The sequence below is a fragment of the Paraburkholderia sediminicola genome (assembly GCF_046026895.1).
Classification (GTDB): Bacteria; Pseudomonadota; Gammaproteobacteria; order Burkholderiales; family Burkholderiaceae; genus Paraburkholderia; species Paraburkholderia sediminicola_C.
In genome coordinates, this window is the sequence record NZ_JAQQEU010000036.1 from 1 (window position 1) to 23,121 (window position 23,121).

Annotated in this window: 23 protein-coding genes; 15 read left to right on the top strand and 8 right to left on the bottom strand. The window is 64.2% G+C overall.

Annotated features, from left to right (window positions below):
* Nucleotides 1–150: 150 nt before the first annotated feature.
* Entirely contained in the window at nucleotides 151–927 is a 777-nt protein-coding gene (locus PQR02_RS23490; protein WP_408236560.1) for an enoyl-CoA hydratase, read from the bottom strand.
* A gap of 141 nt (nucleotides 928–1,068) precedes the next feature.
* Between PQR02_RS23490 and paaN the strand changes: the two genes are divergently transcribed.
* The 5 genes from paaN (at nucleotide 1,069) to paaK (ending at nucleotide 6,901) form a co-directional block, all read left to right on the top strand.
* Entirely contained in the window at nucleotides 1,069–2,769 is a 1,701-nt protein-coding gene (paaN, locus tag PQR02_RS23495) for a phenylacetic acid degradation protein PaaN (RefSeq protein WP_408236563.1), read from the top strand.
* 137 nt (nucleotides 2,770–2,906) lie between these two features.
* Nucleotides 2,907–4,112 (top strand): 3-oxoadipyl-CoA thiolase, encoded by a 1,206-nt coding sequence (pcaF, locus tag PQR02_RS23500; protein WP_408236566.1) that lies wholly within the window; start codon nucleotides 2,907–2,909, stop codon nucleotides 4,110–4,112.
* Nucleotides 4,113–4,160: 48 nt separating this feature from the next.
* Entirely contained in the window at nucleotides 4,161–4,952 is a 792-nt protein-coding gene (gene paaG / locus PQR02_RS23505) for a 2-(1,2-epoxy-1,2-dihydrophenyl)acetyl-CoA isomerase PaaG (RefSeq protein ID WP_408236569.1), read from the top strand.
* 1 nt (nucleotide 4,953) lies between these two features.
* The gene (paaI, locus tag PQR02_RS23510) at nucleotides 4,954–5,415 is read left to right on the top strand and encodes a hydroxyphenylacetyl-CoA thioesterase PaaI (protein ID WP_408236572.1); all 462 of its coding nucleotides are present in this window, start codon (nucleotides 4,954–4,956) and stop codon (nucleotides 5,413–5,415) included.
* Between the two features lie 181 nt (nucleotides 5,416–5,596).
* Nucleotides 5,597–6,901, top strand: coding sequence for a phenylacetate--CoA ligase PaaK (paaK, locus tag PQR02_RS23515; RefSeq protein ID WP_408236575.1), 1,305 nt, complete (start codon nucleotides 5,597–5,599; stop codon nucleotides 6,899–6,901).
* Nucleotides 6,902–7,093: 192 nt separating this feature from the next.
* Here paaK and mltA read toward each other — a convergent pair whose 3' ends face one another.
* Nucleotides 7,094–8,218 carry a murein transglycosylase A gene (mltA, locus tag PQR02_RS23520; RefSeq protein ID WP_408236578.1) on the bottom strand — a complete coding sequence of 375 codons (1,125 nt, stop codon included), beginning with the start codon at nucleotides 8,216–8,218 and terminating at the stop codon, nucleotides 7,094–7,096.
* 28 nt (nucleotides 8,219–8,246) lie between these two features.
* On the opposite strand from mltA, the gene PQR02_RS23525 reads away from it, so the two are divergent.
* Entirely contained in the window at nucleotides 8,247–8,408 is a 162-nt protein-coding gene (locus PQR02_RS23525) for a hypothetical protein (protein WP_408236581.1), read from the top strand.
* Nucleotides 8,409–8,510: 102 nt separating this feature from the next.
* On the opposite strand, the gene apaG is transcribed toward PQR02_RS23525, so the two are convergent.
* Nucleotides 8,511–8,885: a Co2+/Mg2+ efflux facilitator ApaG/CorD gene (gene apaG, locus PQR02_RS23530; RefSeq protein ID WP_408236584.1), complete on the bottom strand. Its 375-nt coding sequence runs from the start codon at nucleotides 8,883–8,885 to the stop codon at nucleotides 8,511–8,513.
* A 271-nt stretch (nucleotides 8,886–9,156) separates the two neighbouring features.
* Between apaG and rpe the strand changes: the two genes are divergently transcribed.
* The 8 genes from rpe (at nucleotide 9,157) to PQR02_RS23570 (ending at nucleotide 16,472) form a co-directional block, all read left to right on the top strand.
* Nucleotides 9,157–9,840 (top strand): ribulose-phosphate 3-epimerase, encoded by a 684-nt coding sequence (gene rpe / locus PQR02_RS23535; RefSeq protein WP_408236781.1) that lies wholly within the window; start codon nucleotides 9,157–9,159, stop codon nucleotides 9,838–9,840.
* A 13-nt stretch (nucleotides 9,841–9,853) separates the two neighbouring features.
* Nucleotides 9,854–10,570 carry a phosphoglycolate phosphatase gene (locus PQR02_RS23540; protein ID WP_408236587.1) on the top strand — a complete coding sequence of 239 codons (717 nt, stop codon included), beginning with the start codon at nucleotides 9,854–9,856 and terminating at the stop codon, nucleotides 10,568–10,570.
* Between the two features lie 371 nt (nucleotides 10,571–10,941).
* Nucleotides 10,942–12,435, top strand: a complete 1,494-nt coding sequence (trpE, locus tag PQR02_RS23545; RefSeq protein ID WP_408236590.1) for an anthranilate synthase component I — start codon at nucleotides 10,942–10,944, stop codon at nucleotides 12,433–12,435.
* A gap of 13 nt (nucleotides 12,436–12,448) precedes the next feature.
* The gene (locus PQR02_RS23550) at nucleotides 12,449–13,063 is read left to right on the top strand and encodes an aminodeoxychorismate/anthranilate synthase component II (protein ID WP_408236593.1); all 615 of its coding nucleotides are present in this window, start codon (nucleotides 12,449–12,451) and stop codon (nucleotides 13,061–13,063) included.
* 16 nt (nucleotides 13,064–13,079) lie between these two features.
* The gene (gene trpD / locus PQR02_RS23555) at nucleotides 13,080–14,111 is read left to right on the top strand and encodes an anthranilate phosphoribosyltransferase (protein WP_408236596.1); all 1,032 of its coding nucleotides are present in this window, start codon (nucleotides 13,080–13,082) and stop codon (nucleotides 14,109–14,111) included.
* Nucleotides 14,112–14,129: 18 nt separating this feature from the next.
* A complete protein-coding gene (gene trpC, locus PQR02_RS23560) occupies nucleotides 14,130–14,915 on the top strand; it encodes an indole-3-glycerol phosphate synthase TrpC (protein ID WP_408236599.1) in 786 nt (261 codons plus the stop codon).
* Between the two features lie 32 nt (nucleotides 14,916–14,947).
* Complete coding sequence (locus PQR02_RS23565) at nucleotides 14,948–15,574, top strand: CYTH domain-containing protein (RefSeq protein WP_408236602.1); 627 nt, start codon at nucleotides 14,948–14,950, stop codon at nucleotides 15,572–15,574.
* Between the two features lie 67 nt (nucleotides 15,575–15,641).
* A complete protein-coding gene (locus PQR02_RS23570; protein WP_408236605.1) occupies nucleotides 15,642–16,472 on the top strand; it encodes a uracil-DNA glycosylase in 831 nt (276 codons plus the stop codon).
* A gap of 99 nt (nucleotides 16,473–16,571) precedes the next feature.
* Here the strand turns inward: PQR02_RS23570 and PQR02_RS23575 are convergent, their stop codons facing one another.
* The 5 genes from PQR02_RS23575 to PQR02_RS23595 all read right to left on the bottom strand — a co-directional run bounded on the left by PQR02_RS23575 (nucleotide 16,572) and on the right by PQR02_RS23595 (nucleotide 21,632).
* Nucleotides 16,572–17,168 carry an FMN-dependent NADH-azoreductase gene (locus tag PQR02_RS23575; protein ID WP_408236608.1) on the bottom strand — a complete coding sequence of 199 codons (597 nt, stop codon included), beginning with the start codon at nucleotides 17,166–17,168 and terminating at the stop codon, nucleotides 16,572–16,574.
* A 154-nt stretch (nucleotides 17,169–17,322) separates the two neighbouring features.
* Nucleotides 17,323–19,113 carry a M61 family metallopeptidase gene (locus PQR02_RS23580; RefSeq protein WP_408236611.1) on the bottom strand — a complete coding sequence of 597 codons (1,791 nt, stop codon included), beginning with the start codon at nucleotides 19,111–19,113 and terminating at the stop codon, nucleotides 17,323–17,325.
* A 95-nt stretch (nucleotides 19,114–19,208) separates the two neighbouring features.
* Nucleotides 19,209–19,934 carry a DsbC family protein gene (locus tag PQR02_RS23585; RefSeq protein WP_408236614.1) on the bottom strand — a complete coding sequence of 242 codons (726 nt, stop codon included), beginning with the start codon at nucleotides 19,932–19,934 and terminating at the stop codon, nucleotides 19,209–19,211.
* A gap of 119 nt (nucleotides 19,935–20,053) precedes the next feature.
* Complete coding sequence (locus PQR02_RS23590; RefSeq protein WP_408236617.1) at nucleotides 20,054–21,226, bottom strand: UbiH/UbiF family hydroxylase; 1,173 nt, start codon at nucleotides 21,224–21,226, stop codon at nucleotides 20,054–20,056.
* Between the two features lie 7 nt (nucleotides 21,227–21,233).
* Nucleotides 21,234–21,632 (bottom strand): hypothetical protein, encoded by a 399-nt coding sequence (locus PQR02_RS23595; RefSeq protein WP_408236620.1) that lies wholly within the window; start codon nucleotides 21,630–21,632, stop codon nucleotides 21,234–21,236.
* A 393-nt stretch (nucleotides 21,633–22,025) separates the two neighbouring features.
* On the opposite strand from PQR02_RS23595, the gene ychF reads away from it, so the two are divergent.
* The gene (gene ychF, locus PQR02_RS23600; RefSeq protein WP_408236623.1) at nucleotides 22,026–23,120 is read left to right on the top strand and encodes a redox-regulated ATPase YchF; all 1,095 of its coding nucleotides are present in this window, start codon (nucleotides 22,026–22,028) and stop codon (nucleotides 23,118–23,120) included.
* Nucleotide 23,121 lies beyond the last annotated feature (1 nt).

Below are 23,121 nucleotides of genomic sequence, written 5' to 3' on the forward strand. Positions count from 1 at the left end.
ATTTTTCGAGACTGCCTGACCTGCCCGGCGCGCTGGAAGCCTTGCCACTACTGGCTTTCCCGCCTCCCCGTGCGCCGGTGTCCGGAGCACGAAAGAGCGGAATTCTAGCGAGCCCCAACGGGACTTGCAAGCGTTATTTTGACAAGCGTATTAACGATGCTTGAAAACCGGTTTGCGCTTCTCCACGAACGCGGCCATGCCCTCTTTCTGATCTTCAGTCGCGAAGAGCGAATGGAACAGGCGGCGCTCAAAATGTACGCCTTCCGCGAGCGTTGTTTCATATGCGCGGTTGACCGACTCCTTCACCATCATCACCGCTGGCAGCGGGAACTCCGCAATCGTCGCTGCCGCGGCGACCGCCTCATCCAATAGCAAGGCAGCCGGGATGACGCGCGAAACCAATCCCGCACGCTCGGCTTCATTCGCATCCATGAAACGGGCGGTCAGGCACAGATCCATTGCCTTCGCCTTCGAGACCGCACGCGGCAGCCGCTGTGTGCCGCCCGCGCCCGGCATGACGCCGAGCTTGATTTCCGGCTGACCGAACTTTGCGGTGTCGGCAGCGAAAATGATGTCGCACATCATGGCCAGCTCGCAGCCACCCCCAAGCGCAAAACCCGCCACCGCAGCAATGATCGGCTTGCGGATGGAGCGAACCGTCTCCCAGTTGCGAGTGATGTAGTCGCCCTTGTAGACATCCATATAGGTATAGGCCGACATCATGCCGATGTCGGCGCCCGCGGCGAACGCCTTCTCGCTACCCGTCACCACGATCGCGCCGATCGCCTCGTCGGCGTCGAACTCGCGCAGCGCGCTCCCCAGTTCGTCCATCAAGGCGTCGTTCAATGCGTTCAACGCCTTCGGACGATTCAATGTAATCAGACCGACCCGTCCCCGCGTCTCAACCAGAATGTTCTCGTAAGCCATGCCGCCTCCTAATCTCCTAGTGGTTAATCACACGCGAAAACGCTTCGCGTGGCTCTCTTAATAATGCTACCATTCACCAACCAACCGGTCGGTCAATTATTAGACAGGCTTCCTCCCAACGCACAGCCAAGCCCCTCTGCCATGACACATCCGCTATTCACGAAACACGAAGACACGCTGCAAAAGGCACTCACCGCGGTCCAAACGCGCGGCTACTGGAGTCCGTTCGTCGAGATGCCCAGTCCGAAAGTGTACGGGGAAACAGCCAATGCGGACGGCGAAGCCGCCTTCAAAGCTCTACTCAACGCGACATTCGAACTGGACCAACCTTCGACAGGCGAAACGGTCGGCGCTGAAGTCTCGCCGTTCGGTTTCCCGCTGGGCGTGCGCTATCCGAAAAGCGACCCCGATGCATTGATCGTGGCGGCCGCCACCGCACAGAGCCGCTGGCGCGCGGCAGGCCCGCAGGCGTGGATCGGCGTGAGTCTGGAAATTCTCGCGCGGCTGAATCGCGCCAGCTTCGAAATCGGCTACAGCGTGATGCACACGACCGGCCAGGCGTTCATGATGGCTTTCCAGGCCGGCGGCCCGCACGCGCAAGACCGCGCGCTCGAAGCGGTCGTGTACGCCTGGGACCAGTTGCGCCGCATCCCCGCCGACGCTCACTGGGAAAAGCCGCAAGGCAAGAATCCGCCGCTCGCGATGCACAAACGCTACACCGTCGTACCGCGCGGCACCGGCCTTGTGCTCGGCTGCTGCACGTTCCCGACGTGGAATGGCTACCCCGGCCTCTTTGCCGACCTGGCCACGGGCAACACGGTCATCGTCAAGCCGCATCCGGGCGCGATCCTGCCGCTCGCGCTGACTGTGCGAATCGCGCGCGACGTTTTGCGTGAAGCGGGTTTCGATCCGAACGTCGTCACGTTGCTGGCCACCGAACCGAACGACGGCGCACTCGTACAGGATCTGGCTCTGCACCCGGAGATCAAACTCATCGACTTCACCGGCAGCACGCAAAACGGCACGTGGCTCGAACGTAATGCACACCAGGCTCAGGTCTACACCGAAAAAGCCGGGGTGAACCAGATCGTGATCGACTCGGTCGACGACATCAAAGCCGCCGCCCGCAATATCGCCTTTTCACTGGCGCTGTACTCGGGCCAGATGTGCACTGCGCCGCAGAACATCTACGTGCCGCGCGACGGCATCCGCACCGCCGACGGCACGCTCGGTTTCGACGAAGTCGCGCAGGCCATCGCCGGCGCCGTGCAAAAGCTCGTCGCCGACCCGGCACGCGCGGTCGAACTGCTCGGCGCGATTCAGAACGAAGGCGTCGTCCAGCGCATCGACGAAGCCGCCAGGCTCGGCCGCGTTCTTGTCCAGAGCCAGACGCTCGAACATCCATCTTTCGCCGGTGCGCGCGTGCGCACGCCGCTCGTGGTGCAACTGGACGCAACGGCCGACTACGCGCAGTTCACCAAAGAATGGTTCGGCCCGATCTCGTTCGTGATCGCGACGGACTCGACCGCGCAGTCGCTCGAGCTCGCCGGAGCGATCGCCGCCGAGCACGGCGCGCTGACGCTGTCGGTATACAGCACGGATCAAGCCGTGCTCGACGACGCGCACGAGGCATCGATCCGCGGCGGCGTCGCCCTGTCGATCAATCTGACGGGCGCAGTGTTCGTCAACCAGTCCGCCGCCTTCTCCGATTTCCACGGCACGGGCGCGAACCCGGCGGCCAATGCCGCACTGGCCGATGCGGCTTTCGTCGCGAATCGCTTCCGTGTGGTTCAAAGCCGCGTTCATGTTGAACCGAAAGCGGCGCCGTCGGTAGCTGGCTGAATGGCCTAGGACAGCGGCATAAGAAAAGCACGGCCTCGTTCCTATGCCGTTTGGCCGAATGGACCGGGTCGTGCGCCCCAACTAACATGAGACATCGGATCGGCACTGCGCGCCGCTCCGCCCGAGCGGGAATTCCCATGAACGACGCCTTCATCTGCGATGCGATTCGCACCCCCATCGGCCGCTACGGCGGCGCCCTCAAAGACGTGCGCGCCGACGACCTCGGCGCCGTACCGATCAGGGCGCTGATCGAGCGCAATCCCGGCGTCGACTGGCGCGCCCTCGACGACGTGATCTACGGCTGCGCCAACCAGGCCGGTGAAGACAATCGCAACGTCGCGCGCATGTCGGCGCTCTTGGCGGGACTGCCCACGGATGCGCCGGGCGCAACCATCAATCGCCTGTGCGGCTCGGGCATGGACGCGGTCGGCACCGCCGCGCGCGCGATCAAGGCTGGCGAAGCGCGCCTCATGATTGCGGGCGGCGTCGAAAGCATGACGCGCGCGCCGTTCGTGATGGGCAAGGCAAGCAGTGCGTTCTCGCGTCAAGCCGACATTCACGACACCACCATCGGCTGGCGCTTCATCAATCCGCTGATGAAGCGTCAATACGGCGTCGACTCGATGCCGGAGACCGCGGAAAACGTCGCCGTTCAGTTCGGTGTGAGCCGTGCGGATCAGGACGCGTTCGCGCTCGCGAGTCAGCAAAAAGCAGCCCGCGCGCAACGTGACGGCACATTGGCGCAGGAAATCGTTGGCGTCGACGTCGCGCAGAAGAAAGGTGACCCCGTGCGCATCATGCTCGACGAGCATCCGCGGGAGACGTCGCTCGAAAGTCTGGGCAAGCTCAAGGGCGTGGTTCGTCCGGACGGCAGCGTGACGGCCGGCAACGCGTCCGGTGTGAACGACGGCGCTTGCGCCCTGTTGCTCGCGAATCAGCAGGCGGCCGAACAGTACGGCCTGCGCCGCCGCGCACGCGTGGTGGGCATGGCGACCGCGGGTGTCGAGCCGCGCATCATGGGCATCGGACCGGCGCCGGCGACGCAGAAGCTGCTCAAGCAACTCGGCATGACGCTCGAACAATTCGACGTGATCGAACTGAACGAAGCATTTGCGTCGCAAGGGCTGGCGGTGTTGCGCACACTCGGTCTGCGCGATGACGATCCGCGCGTCAATCCGAACGGCGGCGCCATTGCGCTCGGCCACCCGCTGGGCGCATCCGGCGCGCGTTTGATCACCACCGCGCTGTACCAGCTGGAACGGATCAACGGCCGCTTTGCGTTGTGCACGATGTGTATCGGTGTCGGGCAAGGCATCGCGCTGGTCATCGAGCGGCTTTCATAGCAACCGCAGTAGTGCCCATCGGCTAAAGAGACTTTGAGGAGACGCCCAATGTCATATGAAGCGATTCGCCTGGACATCGACGCATCGAGCCACGTAGCAACCATCACGCTGAACCGGCCGGACAAGCTCAACAGCTTCACGCGCGCAATGCATCAGGAACTGAGCGCCGCGCTCGATGAAGTCGAAGCCTCCGGCGCCCGCGCTCTCGTGCTAACCGGTGCGGGCCGCGGCTTCTGCGCCGGCCAGGATCTCGCCGATCTCGACTTCACGCCCGGCGCATCGACGGACCTTGGCGATCTGATCGACCAGCACTTCAACCCGCTGATTCGCCGTCTGCAAGCGCTGCGGTTGCCGGTGATCGCCGCGGTCAACGGCACGGCCGCCGGCGCCGGCGCCAATCTCGCGCTGGCTTGCGACCTCGTGCTCGCGGCCCGCTCAGCAAGTTTCATTCAGGCGTTCGTGAAGATCGGCCTCGTGCCGGACTCGGGCGGCACGTGGTTCCTGCCGCAGCGCGTCGGCATGGCGCGCGCGTTGGGACTCGCGATTACCGGCGACAAGCTCAGCGCGGAAAAAGCCGAAAGCTGGGGCATGATCTGGCAGGTGCTCGACGACGCGGAACTCTCCCTCGCCGCCGCCCAGCTCGCGTCCCGACTCGCGCAGCAACCCACGCGCGCCATCGCCGCGATCAAGCGGGCCATGCGCGCGGGCGCATCGCAAACACTCGAGCAGCAGCTCGATCTCGAACGCGATCTGCAACGCGAACTCGGCGCTTCGCACGACTACACCGAAGGCGTGCAAGCGTTTGTGGAAAAACGCGCGCCACGCTTCGAGGGCCGTTGATATGTCCACTCAAACCAACCACCCCAACCAGATGACACCCGACGAACTCGCTCGCGCGACCGCTGCCGCGATGTACGAGAACGATACCTGCAGCCGGGCGCTGGGGCTCGAAATCCTGGCCGTGCGTGCGGGCTATGCGCGCCTGCGCATGGCAGTGCGCGACGACTTTCTGAACGGCCATCAGATTTGCCACGGTGGCCTGATCTTCACACTCGCCGATTCGGCGTTCGCGTTCGCCTGCAACACGTACAACATCAACACGGTCGCGGCCGGTTGTTCGATCGAGTTCCTGAAGCCGGTACGAGGCGGCGACGTGCTCACGGCGGAAGCGGTCGAGCAAACACTGAGCGGCCGCACCGGCATCTACGATATTCGCGTCACGAATCGCGCTGACGAAACTGTCGCCATGTTTCGCGGCAAATCGGCGCAAATCAAAGGCAGCCTGATTCCCACGGGCAATTGACCGGCAAACGCGCGGCGAGCCGATCGCAAAGCAGCTATGAAATCCGCCGCAGCGCCGCGGCAGAGCCGCGAACCGATGGCGGCTCACCGACGCCACGCCCCGTATAGCAGCCAGTTCCTGTTTTTGCGCACGAGCGCACCGTACATCAGACTCAAGCATTGAGGCAGCAAGGAGACATTCAATGACGACCGCCCTTCCGCTCGACCCGATCGAGACCGCCAGCCGCGACGAACTTGCCGCGCTTCAACTTGAACGGCTCAAATGGTCGCTGAACCATGCCTATGAAAATTCGCCGGTATATCGGCGCAAATTCGACGAAGCCGGCGTCCACCCCAGTGAAGTCAAGACGCTGGCGGACCTCGCGCGCTTTCCCTTCACTACCAAGAAGGATCTGCGCGACAGCTACCCGTTCGGGATGTTCGCCGTGCCGCAGGAACAGATTTCGCGGATTCACGCGTCGTCCGGTACGACGGGTAAGCCCACCGTCGTGGGCTACACGGCGCGCGATATCGACACCTGGGCGAATCTCGTCGCCCGCTCGATCCGCGCCGCCGGCGCCAGGCGCGGTGACAAGGTCCATGTGAGCTACGGCTACGGCCTGTTCACCGGCGGCCTCGGCGCGCATTACGGCGCCGAGCGCGCGGGCCTCACCGTGATCCCGTTCGGCGGCGGCCAGACCGAAAAACAGGTGCAGCTGATTCAGGACTTCCGGCCGAACATCATCATGGTGACGCCGAGCTACATGCTCTCGATTGCCGACGAACTCGAACGCCAGGGCATCGATCCCGCCAGTTGCTCACTGCGCATCGGCATCTTCGGCGCGGAGCCTTGGACCAACGACATGCGGCAAGCGATCGAGAAACGCATGGGCATCGATGCGGTCGACATCTACGGACTGTCCGAGGTGATGGGACCCGGCGTCGCGTCGGAGTGCGTGGAAACGAAGGATGGTCCGACCATCTGGGAAGACCATTTCTATCCGGAGATCATCGACCCCGAAACCGGCAAGGTGTTGCCCGACGGCGAATTCGGCGAGCTGGTGTTCACGTCGCTGACCAAGGAAGCGCTGCCGATCGTCCGGTACCGCACACGCGATCTCACGCGCCTGCTGCCGGGCAGCGCCCGCACGATGCGTCGGATGGAGAAGATCACCGGCCGCTCGGACGACATGATGATCGTGCGCGGTGTGAACGTGTTCCCGACGCAGATCGAAGAACTGCTGCTCAAACAACATGCTCTCGCGCCGCATTATCAGATCGTGCTGACCAGGGAAGGCCCGCTCGACGTATTGACGCTGAACGTCGAGCCCTGTCCGGAATCCGCGCCGGATACGGCAGCGCTGAACACGGCCAGGCAGGCCCTGGCCTATGACATCAAGGCGCTGATCGGCGTAAGCGCGGTGGTCAATGTGTTGGCGGTGAACGGCATCGAGCGTTCGGTGGGTAAGGCGCGGCGCGTGGTGGACAAGCGCAAGTCGGGGCTTTAACTCGCGCGAAAAAAAAGCGTCACGTCCGGATTGACAACCCGGACGTGACGCCTTTTTCAGCTACCCCGCGAAGCTCGCCGGAAGCAGGCGATTCTGTTGAGAACTCAGCTCGTGCAAGCTTCGGTTTGCAAATCACGCAGCGGCGGATTCGATCCCGAAAGCCACTGCTTCACCGCTCAAAGAGCCCCACGATCACGAGTTCGGCAGCAGCAACCACATCCGGCCACCCTGCTTCATCTTGCCGGCCAAGTCGCCAGCGTCGTCGCCCAGCCCCCAGAAGTAGTCAGCACGTACCCCGCCCTTGATCGCCGTACCGGTGTCCTGCGCGAACACGAGGCGATTCATCGGCGAGTTCGTCAATGGACGCGTGGTCTGCAAAAACACCGGCGTCCCCAGCGGAATCGAAGTCGGGTCGACGGCGATCGACCGCTCCGGTGTCAACGGCACACCGAGCGCTCCGATCGGACCGTCCGCGCCGCCGCTCGGCATGCTTTCACCGGACGGCATCTCACGGAAGAAAACAAAGCGCGGATTCGTATCAAGCAGCGCGTCGACACGGGTCGGATTCGCGCGCGCCCATGCCTTGATGCCCTGCATGGTCGCCTGCGCCGGCGTGAGTTCGCCGCGATCCAGCAGCCAGCGTCCGATCGACTTGTAAGGCTGGTTGTTGGTGCCACCGAAGCCGACGCGCATCACGCTGCCATCCTCCATCACGATGCGCCCCGAACCCTGCACCTGCAGGAAGAACGCTTCGATCGGATCGTCGACCCAGACCAGTTCATTGCCGTTGAGCACGCCGCTGCGCTCGAGTTGCGCACGCGCCGGCAGCGGCGCGCCCGCGCGATAATCGCCGGGCCAACGATACAGCGCCGTCTGGTACACGCCGTGCCGTGTCCGCGAGCCGCGCAGCAAAGGCTCGTAGTAACCGGTGACGAGACCGTCGAGCGTGCCGTCGGTATTGGCTAGCTGGAAAGGCGTGAAATAGGCTTCGAAAAAGGCGCGCGCGCTGGTGACGTCGAGATCGTCGATTTGTGCAGCCGCCGCGCAGGCGCGCGACCAGTTCGGTTGACGCGCGAGCCTCACGCAGTTCTGCCGCAACGCGGCGGTCGCGCCGATCAGCGAGTCGTCCTGCCAGCCCGGCACCTGCCGCCACGCGACTGCCGTGAGGCGCGTCGCGGCGATCTGGCCGGGTATGATCGCCGCGCCCGTGGGCGGCGAAACCGAGGGCCGGACCGCGCCGCCGCCACCGCAGGATGCCAGCAGCACCGCAACCGAAAGCGCCCCGAGCCACGCCCCGGCCGTGCGGACAAAACGCATACAATGTTCGTTCTTGATGGAAACCGCCATGTCTGATCTGTTCGACGAATACCCGATGCTCATCTTCGCGCTGGAGTCGCTCGTCGCGCTCTTTCTGCTCGTCTTCATCGTTGTGTGGACTTCGTCCGGCAAGAAGAAAGCGAAGCGCGCCAACGCGAGTGAACAGCCCAGGCAGCAAAAACCGCGGTAACGCGCTGCGTCAAACCGCGCATTGAGCCTCGTGTCGAACCCTTCACCCATGCGCTCAAGATGCGTTTGACTGTGTTTAAAGACCGCTGGCCCACGCCCCGGTTCAATGCAACGTGCGCGGCATGCGCAGAATGAACTCCGGGACCGGCGCGTCGAAACGCTCGCCGTCTTCCGCGACGCAAAAATAATCGCCGCGCATGGTGCCGACCGGCGTGGCGATGACCGCCCAACTCGTATATTCGAAATGCTCGCCCGGTTTGAGCAGCGGCTGATGGCCGACCACGCCGAGGCCTTTCACTTCCTGCACGTGGTTCTCGCTGTCGGTAATCACCCAGTGGCGCGCAATCAGTTGCGCGGGCACCTGGCCGGTGTTACGGATAGTCAGCGTGTATGCGAACGCATACTGGCGGAGCTCCGGGTCCGACTCTTCGGGCAGGTATTGCACCTGCGCCGAGACGCTGAATTCGTACTGGCTCATCCTGATTCCGGTCTGACGAAACGGGTGGGAAAAATCGCGCGAAGCCCCGAACGCCAATGGTTTGCGGCGTATTGGCGAAGCGGCGCGCATGGATTGGCATTCTGCTTGATGCGCGGCGTGCCCGCAACCCGCTAAAACCTTTGGCCAGGGTTCATTAGGACGCTGGGTCACCTGCGCGGCTCGACCGAGCCCGTGCTGAACGCCCGCGCTCGGGCCCAGACCCGCGCAAAACGGTAAAATGGCGCTTTCCCGCTTGCATCCGCTCCCCGCCATGACGCAATTCCGCATCGCCCCCAGCATTTTGTCCGCCGACTTCGCCCGTCTCGGCGAAGAAGTCCGCAACGTCGTCGCGGCCGGCGCCGACTGGATTCACTTCGACGTAATGGACAACCACTACGTGCCGAACCTGACCATCGGCCCGCTCGTGTGCGAAGCGATCCGCCCGCACGTGGACGTGCCGATCGACGTGCATCTGATGGTGCGTCCGGTCGACCGCATCGTGCCGGACTTCGCCGAGGCCGGCGCGAATCTGATCAGCTTCCATCCCGAAGGCTCGGACCACATCGACCGCACGCTGTCGCTGATTCGCGACCACGGCTGCAAGGCCGGCCTGGTGTTCAATCCGGCCACGTCGCTGAACTACCTCGATCATGTGATGGACAAGCTCGATCTCGTGCTGATCATGTCGGTCAATCCGGGCTTCGGCGGCCAGTCGTTCATTCCCGAGGCGCTGAACAAGCTGCGCGAGGCCCGCAAGCGGATCGACGCGTACAAGGAGCGGACCGGCCGCGAGATTCATCTGGAAGTGGACGGCGGCGTAAAGGTCGACAACATCGCGGAAATCGCGGCGGCCGGCGCGGACACGTTCGTGGCCGGTTCGGCGATCTTCGGCCAGCCAGACCACAAGGTCGTGATCGACAAGATGCGCGCGGCACTCGCCAACGTTCAGCACTAAACCGACACGCTCCATGACCGCTCCGTTCCCCGCCCCGACCTTCACCGGCCCGCGCCTGCAAGCCGCGATCATCGACCTCGACGGCACGATGATCGACACCGCCGACGACTTCACCGCCGGCCTGAACGGCATGCTCGCGCAACTCGATGCGGAGGAAACGTCGCGCGAGGAAGTGGTCGGCTATGTCGGCAAGGGCTCCGAGCATCTGATCCGCAGCGTGCTCGCGCCGCGCTTCGAAGCGGACCATGCGCAGGACCGTTTCGACGAAGCGCTCGCCATCTATCAGGCTGAATACGCGAAGATCAACGGTCTGCACACGCGGCTTTATGCCGAAGTGGAAGCCGGTCTGCGCGCGATGCGCGAGGCCGGCCTCAAGCTTGCGTGCGTGACCAACAAGCCGCATCGGTTCGCGCTCGAACTGCTGCAGCAGTACGGGCTCGCGCAGTATTTCAGCGTCGTGCTCGGCGGCGACAGCCTCGCGAAAAAGAAGCCGGACCCGCTGCCGATGCTCACCGCCGCGGCCCAACTGGGCGTCGAACCGCAAGCAACGGTCGCGATCGGCGATTCGGAAAACGATGCGCTGGCGGGTCGCGCGGCCGGCATGGCGACGCTGACCGTGCCCTACGGCTACAACCACGGCCAAGCTATACAAACGATAAAATCCGATGGTATAGTTGCCTCGCTGCTCGACGCCGCCAAGGCAATCGCAGCGCACCAATCCACGACTTGAAAAGTCCTTCATCCTCATGTTTCTGAATAAAAAACGGAGTCTGATTAGCATCGACCGGGGAGCCTGGCCCTGGCGTCGCTGGTCGCGCTAACCTCGCCTGAGGTACGCTGAAGCTCGTCTTCGGCAACCGTTTTTTACTTCGCTGCGCTCACGCGTTTTTTCCATCGTCTTGTTTCGCTGCATCGGTTGATTCGGCCCGCGTGTACCCGCAAAGTACACCTATGCCCCGAAATCCGCTGCTCGCGCCGATGGGAAACTCGCGCCGGTCCGTATCATCATTGTCGACATGTCGACGCGCGTGCTGACCGGTCGCGCCCCGCCCCGCTTTGTCCGACGCACGCTGCCGCCGGACCACCGTACAGGATCGGAACATGACCGAACTCGAATTCCAGTCCCTCGCCAATGAGGGCTTCAACCGCATTCCGCTGATCGCCGAAGCGCTGGCCGACCTCGAAACGCCGCTCTCGCTGTACCTCAAACTCGCGCAGACCGAGCGCAACGGCGCCAACTCGTTCCTGCTGGAATCGGTGGTGGGCGGCGAACGCTTCGGCCGCTATTCGTTCATCGGACTGCCCGCGCGCACGCTGCTGCGCACGCGCAACGGCGTGTCGGAAGTGGTGCGCGACGGCCAGGTCGTCGAAACGCACGAGGGCGATCCGCTCGAATTCATCCAGCAATTCCAGAGCCGCTTCAAAGTGGCGCAGCGCCCCGGGCTGCCGCGTTTCGCGGGCGGCCTCGCCGGTTACTTCGGCTATGACGCGGTGCGCTATATCGAGAAAAAGCTCGCGCACACCGCGCCGAAAGACGATCTGAATCTGCCCGACATCCAGTTGCTGCTGACCGAAGAAGTCGCGGTGATCGACAACCTTGCGGGCAAGCTCTATCTGGTGGTGTACGCCGATCCGACACAAGCCGAGGCGTACACGAAGGCCAAGCAGCGTCTGCGTGAACTGCGTCAGCGTTTGCGCACGACCGTGCAGCCGCCGGTCACGTCCGCCAGCATGCGCACCGAGACCTATCGCGAATTCGCGAAAGACGACTATCTGGCCGCCGTGCGCAAGGCGAAGGAATACATCGCCGCCGGCGAACTGATGCAGGTGCAGGTCGGCCAGCGTCTGATCAAGCCGTACCGCGACAATCCGCTGTCGCTGTATCGCGCGCTGCGCTCGCTGAATCCGTCGCCGTACATGTACTACTACAACTTCGGCGAATTTCATGTGGTGGGCGCGTCGCCGGAAATCCTGGTGCGCCAGGAAAAGCGCGGCGAGGATCGCATCGTGACGATCCGCCCGCTCGCCGGCACGCGTCCGCGCGGCAACACCCCGGAACGCGACGCGGAACTCGCGACCGAACTGCTGAACGACCCGAAGGAAATCGCCGAACACGTGATGCTGATCGACCTCGCGCGCAACGACGTGGGCCGCATCGCGCAGATCGGCTCGGTCGTCGTGACCGACAAGATGGTGATCGAAAAGTACTCGCACGTGCAGCACATCGTGAGTTCGGTCGAAGGCAAGCTGAAGCCCGGCACCACCAATTTCGACGTGCTGCGCGCGACGTTCCCGGCCGGCACGCTGTCGGGCGCGCCGAAGGTCCGCGCGATGGAACTCATCGACGAACTGGAACCCGTGAAGCGCGGCCTGTACGGCGGGGCGGTCGGCTACCTGTCGTTCACCGGTGAAATGGATCTGGCCATCACGATCCGCACCGGCGTGATCGCGAACGGCAATCTGTATGTGCAGGCGGCCGCGGGTGTGGTCGCGGATTCGGTGCCGGAATCCGAATGGCAAGAGACCGAGAACAAAGCGCGCGCCGTGCTGCGCGCCGCCGAACAGGTTCAAGACGGCCTCGATAGCGACTTCTGACCGGAGACACACCATGCTGCTCATGATCGACAACTACGACTCGTTCACCTACAACCTGGTGCAGTACTTCGGCGAACTCGGCGAAGACGTGCGCACCTATCGGAACGACGAAATCACGCTGGCCGAGATCGCCAGGCTCAACCCCGAGCGCATCTGCCTGTCGCCCGGCCCCAGCAATCCGCAACACGCCGGCATCACGCTCGACGTGCTGCGCGAATTCGCCGGCAAGATGCCGATTCTCGGCGTCTGCCTCGGCCACCAGGCGATCGGCGAAGCGTTCGGCGGCCGCGTGGTGCGCGCGCAAACCATCATGCACGGCAAGGTGAGCACGATCGAAACGGACTGCAAAGGCGTGTTCGCCGACCTGCCGAAGCATTTCGTCGTGACCCGCTATCATTCGCTCGCGATCGAACGCGAATCGCTGCCCGATTGCCTCGAAGTGTCGGCATGGACCGAGGACGGCGAGATCATGGGGGTGCGCCACAAGGAACTCGCGGTCGAAGGCGTGCAGTTCCATCCGGAATCGATCCTGTCCGAACACGGGCACGCGCTGCTGGAAAACTTCGTGAAGCAGTCGAAGCTCGCCCGCAGCGGTGCGACCCACAGCACGTCCCCACGCAACGCCTGATAAGAGAGACGAAGCCATGTCGATTACACCCCAGGAAGCGCTGCAACGGACTATCGAGCACCGCGAGATTTTCCACGACGAAATGCTGCATCTGATGCGGCTCATCATGCGCGGCGAACTCTCGCCCGTGATGTCGGCTGCGATCATCACCGGCTTGCGCGTCAAAAAAGAGACCATCGGCGAGATCACAGCCGCCGCCACGGTGATGCGTGAATTTGCCCGGCACGTCGACGTGCAAGACAACTCGAACTTCGTCGATATCGTCGGCACCGGCGGCGACGGCGCGCATACCTTCAACATTTCCACCGCCACCATGTTCGTGTCGGCGGCCGCCGGCGCGAAGGTCGCGAAGCACGGCAATCGCGGCGTGTCGAGTAAATCGGGCAGCGCGGACGTGCTCGAAGCGCTCGGCGTGAATATCGATCTGCAACCGGACCAGGTGGCGGCGTCGATTGCGGAAACCGGCATGGGCTTCATGTTCGCGCCGAACCATCACCCGGCGATGAAGAACATCGCCGCCGTGCGCCGCGAGCTCGGCGTGCGTACCATCTTCAACATTCTCGGCCCGCTGACCAACCCGGCCGGCGCACCGAACCAGTTGATGGGCGTGTTCCACGCGGACCTCGTCGGCATTCAGGTGCGCGTGATGCAGCGCCTCGGCGCGAAGCACGTGCTGGTGGTGTACGGCATGGACGGCATGGACGAAGTGTCGCTCGGCGCGGCCACGCAAGTCGGCGAGTTGCGCGACGGCGAGGTCCGCGAGTACGAGATTCATCCGGAAGACTTCGGCATGCAGATGGTCTCGAACCGCACGCTGAAAGTGGCCGACGCGAGCGAATCCAAAGCGATGCTGCTCGAGGCGCTGGACAACAAGCCTGGCGTCGCGCGCGAAATCGTCACGCTGAACGCGGGCACGGCGCTGTATTCGGCGAACGTGGCGTCGTCGATCGCGGACGGCATTCAACTGGCGCGCGAAGCGATCGCGAGCGGCAAGGCCCGCGCGAAGGTCGACGACCTGATCCGCTTCACCCAGCAATTCAAGCAGTAATCACGTAGCGAGACACTTATGAGCGACATCCTCGACCGCATCATCGCGGTCAAACGCGAAGAAGTCCGCGCGGCCGAACAGAGCGCGCCGCTCGAAGAACTGCGCCTCGAAGCATCGTCGCGCGATATTCGCGATTTCGTCGGCGCGTTGCGCGCCAAGCACGCAGCGGGTCTGGCCGCGGTGATTTCCGAAGTGAAGAAGGCGAGCCCGTCCAAGGGCGTGCTGCGCGAGCACTTCGACCCGGCAGGGATCGCACGTTCGTATGAGAAGCACGGCGCGGCCTGTCTATCGGTGCTGACCGACGTGCAGTTCTTCCAGGGCAGCGTCGCGTATCTGCAGCAGGCGCGCGCCGCGTGCAAGCTGCCGGTGCTGCGCAAGGACTTCATCATCGATCCGTACCAGATCGTCGAAGCCCGCGCGATGGGCGCCGACGCGATCCTGCTGATCGCCGCCGCGCTCGACACCGCGCAGATGCAGGACCTCGAAGCGCTCGCGCATTCGCTGGGGCTCGCGGTGCTGGTCGAAGTACACGACAGCGACGAACTGCAGGAAGCGCTGACGCTGAAGACGCCGCTGATCGGCATCAACAATCGCAATCTGCGTACTTTCGAAACGTCGATCGTCACCACCATCGGCATGCTCGACTCGATTCCCGACGACCGCATCGTCGTCACGGAGTCGGGCATTCTGGCGCGCGCCGATGTCGAACGCCTGCGCGCGATGGACGTGCACACGTTCCTCGTCGGCGAGGCGTTCATGCGCGCGGATGAGCCGGGCGTCGAACTGGCGCGGATGTTTTTCTAGGCACGGCGGCCGCATAGCGAGCGAAGCAGATCATGGGCATGGAACGCGAAATCAAGCTGGCCCTGCCGGCTGAGCAGGTGCAAGCCGCGACGCAATGGTTCGTCGCGCGTACCGGTGAAGAAGGGCGCCGGGTCAAGCTGGTGAACATCTACTTCGATACGCCGCAGCTCACGTTGGCGACGTCGAAGAGCGCGCTGCGTCTGCGTCAGACGCCGGACGGATGGCTGCAAACCTTCAAGACGGTGGGCCATGCGAACAATGGTTTGCACAGCCGGCATGAATGGGAAATGCCGGTGGCGAGCGCGAAGCTGGAAATCGACGCCTTGCTGCGCGCCTGCGACGAGCCGGCCGCAGCCGACTCGTTACGCGAGGCGGCGCCCGCATTGACCGAACTGTTCCGCACGAATTTCACCCGCACGCTGTGGCATGTCAACGCGGATGGCGCGGAGATCGAAGCTGCGATCGATCAGGGCGAGGTGCTTGCCGAAGTCGACGGCAAGACCCGCCGCGCGCCGATCTGCGAAATCGAACTCGAACTGAAGTCCGGCGACGAAGCCGCGCTGCACGCGCTCGCCGCGCAACTCGGCAAACAAATAACCGCCCTTGCGCCCGACAACATTAGCAAGGCGCAGCGCGGCTATCGCCTGCGGGCGGGCTGAGTGGCTTCGCGAAGCGCACGTCGCCGTACCTTGAGCCAGAGCGCGTTTGCTGCGACACTCCCCCGCCATGACCTCTGCTTCCCGAAACCGCCCCCACCCGTCGCAGGCATCCCTGTTCGGCGACGCCGCATCTCAACTGGACAGTGACCTGACCACCCCGCCGCCGAGCGCCGACGCTCCGCCGATGCTCGAAGCCCAATTCGCCGCACTGCCCCAGGCATGGCGCGCGCATCTCAAGCCGTTCATCGAAAGCGACACGTACGCGCCGCTTTGCCGCTTTGTCGACGGCGAGCGTGCGGCCGGCAAAACCGTTTATCCCGCCGACGTGTTCCGCGCGCTGCGCCTGACGAGCCCCGACGACGTCAAAGTGGTGATCCTCGGCCAAGACCCGTATCACGGCGAGGACCGCGGCACGCCGCAAGCGCACGGGCTTGCATTTTCGGTCGCGCCGAACGTGCGCACGCCGCCTTCGCTGCGCAACATCTTCAAGGAAATCGCCGCGAGTCTCGGCCACGAACCGCCGCGCCACGGCTGCCTCGACACTTGGGCCAAGCAAGGCGTGCTGCTGCTGAACACGGTGCTGACCGTCGAGCGCGACAGCGCCGCGAGTCACGCGAAACGCGGCTGGGAAAAGTGCACGGACACACTGATCCATGAACTGGCGATGCGTCACGACGGCCTCGTGTTCATGCTGTGGGGCGCGCATGCGCAAGCCAAGCGTGCGCTGCTCGGCGGCAAGTCGCACTACGTGCTGGAGGCGCCGCATCCGTCGCCGCTCTCGGCGCATCGCGGCTTTCTCGGCTGCGGGCACTTTGCCAAGGCCAACGAATATCTCGTGAAACACGGCCGCGAACCGATCGACTGGCGCTTGCCCGACGAAGCGCAAATGCTTGCCTAGCCACGCAGGCCGCTCCTCAACAAGAAAAAACGCCACGGACTCACACGTCCGTGGCGTTTCTCATTGCACCGCTATCTGCCGCGTTGAAGCGGCAACTCCTTACGCAGCGGCGATCGCCTCGCGCGCGGCAGCCAGCGCTGCGTCCGCTGCTTCCGGGCCCATGTTCAGGCCTTCGGCGTAGATGAAGCTCACGTCGGTCATGCCGAGAAAGCTTAGGAAGCTCTTCAGATACGGCGTCTGGCTGTCGTTCGGCGTACCGAGGTACTTGCCGCCGCGTGCCGACACGATGTGGACCTTCTTGCCCTTCACGAGACCTTCGGGGCCGTTCGCCGTGTACTGGAACGTGATGCCGGCGCGGGCGATGAAGTCGAAGTACGTCTTGAGCTGCGACGAGATGCCGAAGTTGTACATCGGTGCGCCGATCACGACGATGTCGGCGGCTTGCAGTTCGGCGATCAGCGCTTCGCTGCGCGCGGCGATCGCGGCTTGCTCGGCGGTGCGCTGGTCGGCCGGCGTGAAGAACGCGCCGAGGACGGCGTCGTCCAGGTGCGGCAGCGGTTCGGCTTGCAGATTGCGGACGACGACTTGCGCGCCCGGATTCGACTGTTGCAGTTTTTCGGTCAGCTCGTTGACGAGCAGCGTCGAGTTCGCGCCTTGCGAACGGGCTGCCGAGTTGATTTGCAGGATCGTGGTCATGGTGGACTCCAGTAGGGGCGCGCAGTGTTGCGCGAGTGGAGTCATTGTGTTTTTTTACCGGCTCGGGAAAAAGCCATCCAGCGGCGACGGATTGTTGCATTGGTAGAACAATCCGCCCTCCTCGCGCGTTAATTGATAGCAGTGGCGATTACGATCAGCTTGCCAGCCAGCGTTCACGCGCCTTACGCGGGGCAGGCCGCTTGTCGCTGACAGCGAGCTTGTAGCGCGCCGCCTCAGGCCCGTCCAGCTTGACTTGCGTGGTGCGCAGCTCATCGCGGCGGAACGCGTGAATTTCGACTTTCGCGCCCGGCTGATAGCGCGCGAGCAGGCCGTCAAGATTCGAGCCGGTCACGCGCAGGCCGTCGAGCGCGATCAGCACATCGCCCGCCGAGAGTCCCGCTTTCTGCGCCGCGCTGCCGTCATGGACCGCTGCCAACGCGCAATCCGCGCCGCCGCGCAGACGCACGCCGAGCGACGGCTTGCCGTCCTTGTCGAGTTCCGGCGCCAGCGAAACACCGAACGGCGCGAGTAGCGCATCGAGCGGCAGATCGCCCGTGCCGTGCACGGCCTCGGCGAACAGTTCGTCGAGCTGGGCGCCGGTGGCTTCCGCGAAAATCGCCTCGATCTGGCCCTCGTCGACACCAACCGGTTTGCCGCGGTAGAAGTCGCGGCCGAAGCGCTGCCACAGCAGACGCATCACGTCGTCGAGCGATTTGCGGTTGCCGGTCTGCTCGCGGATCGTCAGATCGAACGCGAGCGCGACGAGCGAGCCCTTGGTGTAATAGCTGACGATCGCGTTCGGCGCGTTCTCGTCCTGCCGGTAGTATTTGACCCACGCGTCGAATGAGCTTTCGGCGACGGATTGCTTCAGCCGGCCGCTGCCGCGCTGTACGCCGCCGATCACCTTGCCGAGCATGCCGAAATAGTCGTCCTGGGAAATCAGGCCGCTGCGCACCAGGATCAGGTCGTCGTAATAAGACGTAAAGCCCTCGAACAGCCACAGCAGCGACGTGTAGTTTTCGACGCTCAGGTCGTACGGCGCGAACACGGCCGGTTTGATGCGCTTCACGTTCCACGTGTGGAAATATTCGTGGCTGCACAGGCCGAGGTAAGTCCGGTAGCCTTCGCTCATCGCGTCGCGGCCTTGCGCCGGCAGATCACCGCGATTGCAGATCAGCGCCGTCGACGCGCGGTGCTCCAGCCCGCCGTAACCGTCGGTGACGGCCTGCGTCATGAACACGTAGCGATCGACGGGCGCTTTCTTCGTCTTCGGTTCGAACAACGCGATCTGCGCTTCGCAGATGCGCTTCAGGTCGGCGGACAGGCGCGCCATGTCCAGCCCGATCACGCGCCCCGCGATCACGATGTCGTGCGGCACGCCATGCGCGTCGAACGTCGCCAGCTCGAATTCGCCCAGCGTGACCGGATGATCGATCAGTTCGTCGTAGTTCTGCGCGCGGTAATCGCCAAAGCCGTAGCGCTTCGTGCCACGTGCTTCCGGCAGCGCGGTCGCAACGCGCCAGTTGCGATAGGCCGTACCTGCCGGCTTCTGAATCTCCACCACGCACTGCGCTTGCTCATGCCCGAGCGGCGACAGGAACACGCTCGTGCCGTTGAAGAAGCCGGTCGTATCGTCGAGATGCGCGGCGCGCACCGACAGGTCCCACGCGTACACCTCGTAGCGCAGCGTCAGGGCGCCCTTGACCGGCGCGGCCTGCCACGTGTGCTTGTCGGTTTTCTCCACACGCACCTTGCGGCCCGCGTCGTTCACGGCGCGCAGCGTGACGATGTTGCGCGCGAACTCGCGCACCATGTAGCTGCCCGGAATCCACACCGGCAGCATGAAACGCTGGCCGGCCGGATCGGGATCGGCGACGGTCACGGTGACTTCGAACAGGTGGGCGGCGGGTTGCTTGGGAACGATGGTGTAGCGGATCGGCTTCATCGGCGGCGAGTAGGAGGTGTGAGGCGGGAATCTGCGGGGCTTGATGCGAAAGGAGGCGCCCTGCGCGCCTCCTCGTCTTTATGTGTGCCGCGTGCTCAATGCACGCCGGACATTTCCTTGTCCAGCCGGTCTGCCGGCACGGCGCCCGGCAGGCGGCGGCCGTCGGCGAGGAACACGGTAGGCGTGCCCTCGACGTTCATCGCGTGACCGAGCGCCAGGTTCTTGTCGATCGCGGCGGTGTCGCAGGTGGCGGCGGCGGTGGGCGCCTGATGGTCCTGCATCCACGATTCCCAGGCTTTCGCGCGATCCGCCGAACACCAGATCGACTTCGACTTGGCCGTCGAATCCGGCGACAGAACCGGATACAGGAACGTGTAGACCGTCACGTTGTCGAGCGACTTCAACGACGTCTCGAGCTGCTTGCAGTACGGGCAGTTCGGATCGGAGAACACGGCGATCTTGCGCGCGCCGTTGCCCCGCACGACCTTCACCGCGTTCGCAAACGGCAGGCTCGCGAAATCGATACGGTTGGTGTCCGACAAGCGCGCTTCGGTCAGATTCTTGCGGGTCTTCGCGTCGACCATGTCGCCGAGCAACAGGTAATCGCCGTTCGCGTCGCTATAGACGATCTGGGTGCCGAGGTTCACTTCGTACAGCCCGGCGATCGGCGACTTCGTGATGCCCTTGATCTGCACGTCGGCCAGCCGCGATTGCAGCGTGGCTTTGAGCTTGTCGGTGGTCTGGTCGGCCTGCGCCGAGCAGCCGATCGTGACGGCGGCGATCGCGATCGCGCCAGCCACCATGCGGAAGGTCTTTTTCATGCTGAATTCCTGGGTTCGATCGCGCATCGTGCGCGGTGTATCACGTGTCGGGTCCGGCTGGAACGGTGTCAATCCGTCAATGATACCTGTGTTGCAGGCCGCGCCGGCCGCGCCCCGCGTTATCCGAGCGCGGTCGACACCAGCCAGCGCTTGATGAACGGCTGCGCGCCGACGAACGCCATGCCGCTATTGCGCAGCGCCTTGGCGAACGGACCGGGGACCGCGAAGAGTTTTTGCAGGCCATCCGTGGCGATCATCAGCGCGCGGATGTCTTCGCGGCGAGCGCGTTCGTAGCGGCGCAGCAGCACCATGTCGCCGAGATCGCGGAACGATTCCTTGCCGGCGACCGTGTCGGTGAGCGCCGCGACGTCGCGCAAACCGAGGTTCATGCCTTGCCCGGCCAGCGGGTGAATCAGATGTGCGGCATCGCCGACCAGCGCGACGCGCGGCGCCACCAGCCGGTCCACCGTTTGCAGCGCGAGCGGGAAACCTTGCGCGGGCGTCACGCATTCGAGCGCGCCGAACTGGCCGCCGCTCACGCGTTCCACTTCGGCGGCGAGTTGCGCCGGATCCAGCGCGAGCAGTTGCCCGGCGTGCTCGGTGCGCGCCGACCAGACCAGCGACAGATGACCGTCGGGCATGGGCAGCAGCGCGACGATCTCGCCGTCGCGGAACCATTGGTAGGCGGTTTCGCCGTGCGGCTTGCTCGCCTTGAAGTTAGCGACCACGCCGGTTTGCCGGTAGTCGCGCCGATTCATCTTCGAGCCGATCTGCGCCCGGACCCACGAATGCGCGCCGTCCGCGCCGACCACCAGGTCGGTCTCGACGACGTTGCCGTTCGCGAGCCCCACACTCGCGCTCTCGGCGGTGAAGTCCAACGCCTGAGCGCGCGTGTCGATCCAGGTGAGATTCGGCTGGAAGCGCAGCGCCGCATCCAGCGCGCGCTCGATCAGCGACGATTCGACGATCCACGCCAGTTGCGGCACCGACGCCTGAAACGCGGAGAAATGCAGCTCGGCGTGCGCGTCGCCGTAGACGCGCATGTCGTAGACGGGCCCGAGCCGCGATAGATCGAGCGCCTGCCAGACCCGCAAGCGCTCCAGCAACGCCTGCGAACTCGCCGACAACGCGTAGACCCGCGAGTCGAACCCGGCGCCTGCGGGCAACGCCGCGCACGGCTGCGCGAGCAGCGCCACGCGCAGGCCGCCTTGCGTGAGCGCGAGCGCCGCGGTCTTGCCGACGAGCCCGCCGCCGATCACGGCGGCATCAAAGGTCTGGTGGTGTTCGTTCATCCGCGCATTATAGCCGCGGGGGTTGCGGGGGACGGATCGGCGCGTGCGGCATGTGCGCCGGGAAAAACAGCGCAGCGCAGGTTAATGCGAACCCGACGCCAGCGCCGCATTCGCCTCGCGCAGGCGCATGAATTTGCGGTCCGATTGCAGGATTCCACGCGATCGCTTCGAGCCGGGCTTTGCGCTCGCGCTGGTCGCCTCGCACGGCGCAATCCGGGAACACTCGGTCGTACACGCGCCACAAGGAATCGAAGTCGTTTTTATCGGCGAATTGCGCGATCTGCGCCTGGTCTTCCGCCGTCAGGCGGTTCGTCATGCACTCGACGGTCTGCCGATCCGTGTTGGCCTGGGCTTCGTCGAAGCCCGGCGCCAGCCATGTCGCGACGGCGGCGCCTGCCAGCCCCACGGGCCAACCCCGCTACCAACTATCCAACTATGCGCATACCTTTTCCCCGGAGAGAACTCTAGCGGCCCTGAACTGACAATTTTACAGCGGCCTCAAGGAAATCGGCTGAGGAAATGGATTGCGGCCAGCGGCCGGCCGCATGGTGTTGCTGCGGTCGCACACGCTGCCCAGGCCAGTCCCGCTTTCCCGCCCCCGCACCGGTAAGCCGATCCGAACGGGTTACAATTGCGCTTTCCGTGAAAACTCGCACTCAATCGTTGAGTCAACGCCCCGATTCGGTGACTTGTCCCCGCTCCGCTACGATTGCCGCGCCAGGCCAGACGCGCTGGCTTCCCGAATCCGCACACGGCGTCGAGCGCATCACGCAACTTACTGATTCACTGAAGGATTCCCATGAGCCTCAAATGCGGCATCGTCGGCCTGCCTAACGTCGGCAAGTCCACCCTGTTCAATGCGCTGACCAAGGCGGGCATCGCCGCCGAAAACTATCCGTTCTGCACGATCGAGCCGAATGTCGGCGTAGTCGAGGTGCCGGACGCGCGTCTGAAGGCACTCGCCGACATCGTCAAGCCGGAGCGCATCCTGCCGGCGGTGGTGGAATTCGTCGACATCGCCGGTCTCGTGGCGGGCGCGAGCAAGGGCGAAGGCCTCGGCAACCAGTTCCTCGCGAACATTCGCGAAACCGACGCGATCACGCACGTGGTGCGCTGCTTCGAAGACGACAACGTGATTCACGTCGCGAACAAGATCGATCCGCTGTCGGATATCGAAGTGATCAACACCGAACTGGCGCTGGCCGACCTCGCCACCGTCGAAAAGGCGCTGACGCGCTATTCGAAGGCCGCCAAGTCGGGCAACGACAAGGAAGCCGCCAAGAACGCCGCCGTGCTGGAAAAGGTGCGCGCGCAGCTCGACCAGGCCAAGCCGGTCCGCGCGCTCGATCTGACGGACGAGGAAAAAGCGACGCTCAAGCCGTTCTGCCTGATCACCGCCAAGCCGACCATGTACGTGGCCAACGTGAAGGACGACGGTTTCCACAACAACCCGCATCTGGACGCGGTGACGAAATTCGCCGCGGGCGAAAATGCGCCGGTGGTGGCCGTGTGCGCCGCGATCGAAGCGGAAATCGCCGACCTCGACGAAGCCGACATGCAAGTGTTCCTCGCCGACATGGGTATGGAAGAGCCGGGCCTGAACCGCGTGATTCGCGCGGGTTTCAAGCTGCTCGGCCTGCAAACCTACTTCACGGCCGGCGTGAAGGAAGTGCGCGCGTGGACGATCCATGTCGGCGACACCGCGCCGCAAGCGGCGGGTGCGATCCACACCGACTTCGAGCGCGGCTTCATTCGCGCGCAGACGATCTCGTACAACGACTACATCACCTATAAGGGTGAGCAGGGCGCGAAGGAAGCCGGCAAGATGCGCGCTGAAGGCAAGGAATACATCGTGCACGACGGCGACGTGATGAACTTCCTGTTCAACGTCTGAG

Coding starts and splice junctions, on each gene's coding strand:
- PQR02_RS23490 (WP_408236560.1), bottom strand. CDS start 927: ATGGCTTACGAGAACATTCTGGTTGAGACGCGGGGACGGGTCGGTCTG.
- paaN (WP_408236563.1), top strand. CDS start 1,069: ATGACACATCCGCTATTCACGAAACACGAAGACACGCTGCAAAAGGCA.
- pcaF (WP_408236566.1), top strand. CDS start 2,907: ATGAACGACGCCTTCATCTGCGATGCGATTCGCACCCCCATCGGCCGC.
- paaG (WP_408236569.1), top strand. CDS start 4,161: ATGTCATATGAAGCGATTCGCCTGGACATCGACGCATCGAGCCACGTA.
- paaI (WP_408236572.1), top strand. CDS start 4,954: ATGTCCACTCAAACCAACCACCCCAACCAGATGACACCCGACGAACTC.
- paaK (WP_408236575.1), top strand. CDS start 5,597: ATGACGACCGCCCTTCCGCTCGACCCGATCGAGACCGCCAGCCGCGAC.
- mltA (WP_408236578.1), bottom strand. CDS start 8,218: ATGCGTTTTGTCCGCACGGCCGGGGCGTGGCTCGGGGCGCTTTCGGTT.
- PQR02_RS23525 (WP_408236581.1), top strand. CDS start 8,247: ATGTCTGATCTGTTCGACGAATACCCGATGCTCATCTTCGCGCTGGAG.
- apaG (WP_408236584.1), bottom strand. CDS start 8,885: ATGAGCCAGTACGAATTCAGCGTCTCGGCGCAGGTGCAATACCTGCCC.
- rpe (WP_408236781.1), top strand. CDS start 9,157: ATGACGCAATTCCGCATCGCCCCCAGCATTTTGTCCGCCGACTTCGCC.
- PQR02_RS23540 (WP_408236587.1), top strand. CDS start 9,854: ATGACCGCTCCGTTCCCCGCCCCGACCTTCACCGGCCCGCGCCTGCAA.
- trpE (WP_408236590.1), top strand. CDS start 10,942: ATGACCGAACTCGAATTCCAGTCCCTCGCCAATGAGGGCTTCAACCGC.
- PQR02_RS23550 (WP_408236593.1), top strand. CDS start 12,449: ATGCTGCTCATGATCGACAACTACGACTCGTTCACCTACAACCTGGTG.
- trpD (WP_408236596.1), top strand. CDS start 13,080: ATGTCGATTACACCCCAGGAAGCGCTGCAACGGACTATCGAGCACCGC.
- trpC (WP_408236599.1), top strand. CDS start 14,130: ATGAGCGACATCCTCGACCGCATCATCGCGGTCAAACGCGAAGAAGTC.
- PQR02_RS23565 (WP_408236602.1), top strand. CDS start 14,948: ATGGGCATGGAACGCGAAATCAAGCTGGCCCTGCCGGCTGAGCAGGTG.
- PQR02_RS23570 (WP_408236605.1), top strand. CDS start 15,642: ATGACCTCTGCTTCCCGAAACCGCCCCCACCCGTCGCAGGCATCCCTG.
- PQR02_RS23575 (WP_408236608.1), bottom strand. CDS start 17,168: ATGACCACGATCCTGCAAATCAACTCGGCAGCCCGTTCGCAAGGCGCG.
- PQR02_RS23580 (WP_408236611.1), bottom strand. CDS start 19,113: ATGAAGCCGATCCGCTACACCATCGTTCCCAAGCAACCCGCCGCCCAC.
- PQR02_RS23585 (WP_408236614.1), bottom strand. CDS start 19,934: ATGAAAAAGACCTTCCGCATGGTGGCTGGCGCGATCGCGATCGCCGCC.
- PQR02_RS23590 (WP_408236617.1), bottom strand. CDS start 21,226: ATGAACGAACACCACCAGACCTTTGATGCCGCCGTGATCGGCGGCGGG.
- ychF (WP_408236623.1), top strand. CDS start 22,026: ATGAGCCTCAAATGCGGCATCGTCGGCCTGCCTAACGTCGGCAAGTCC.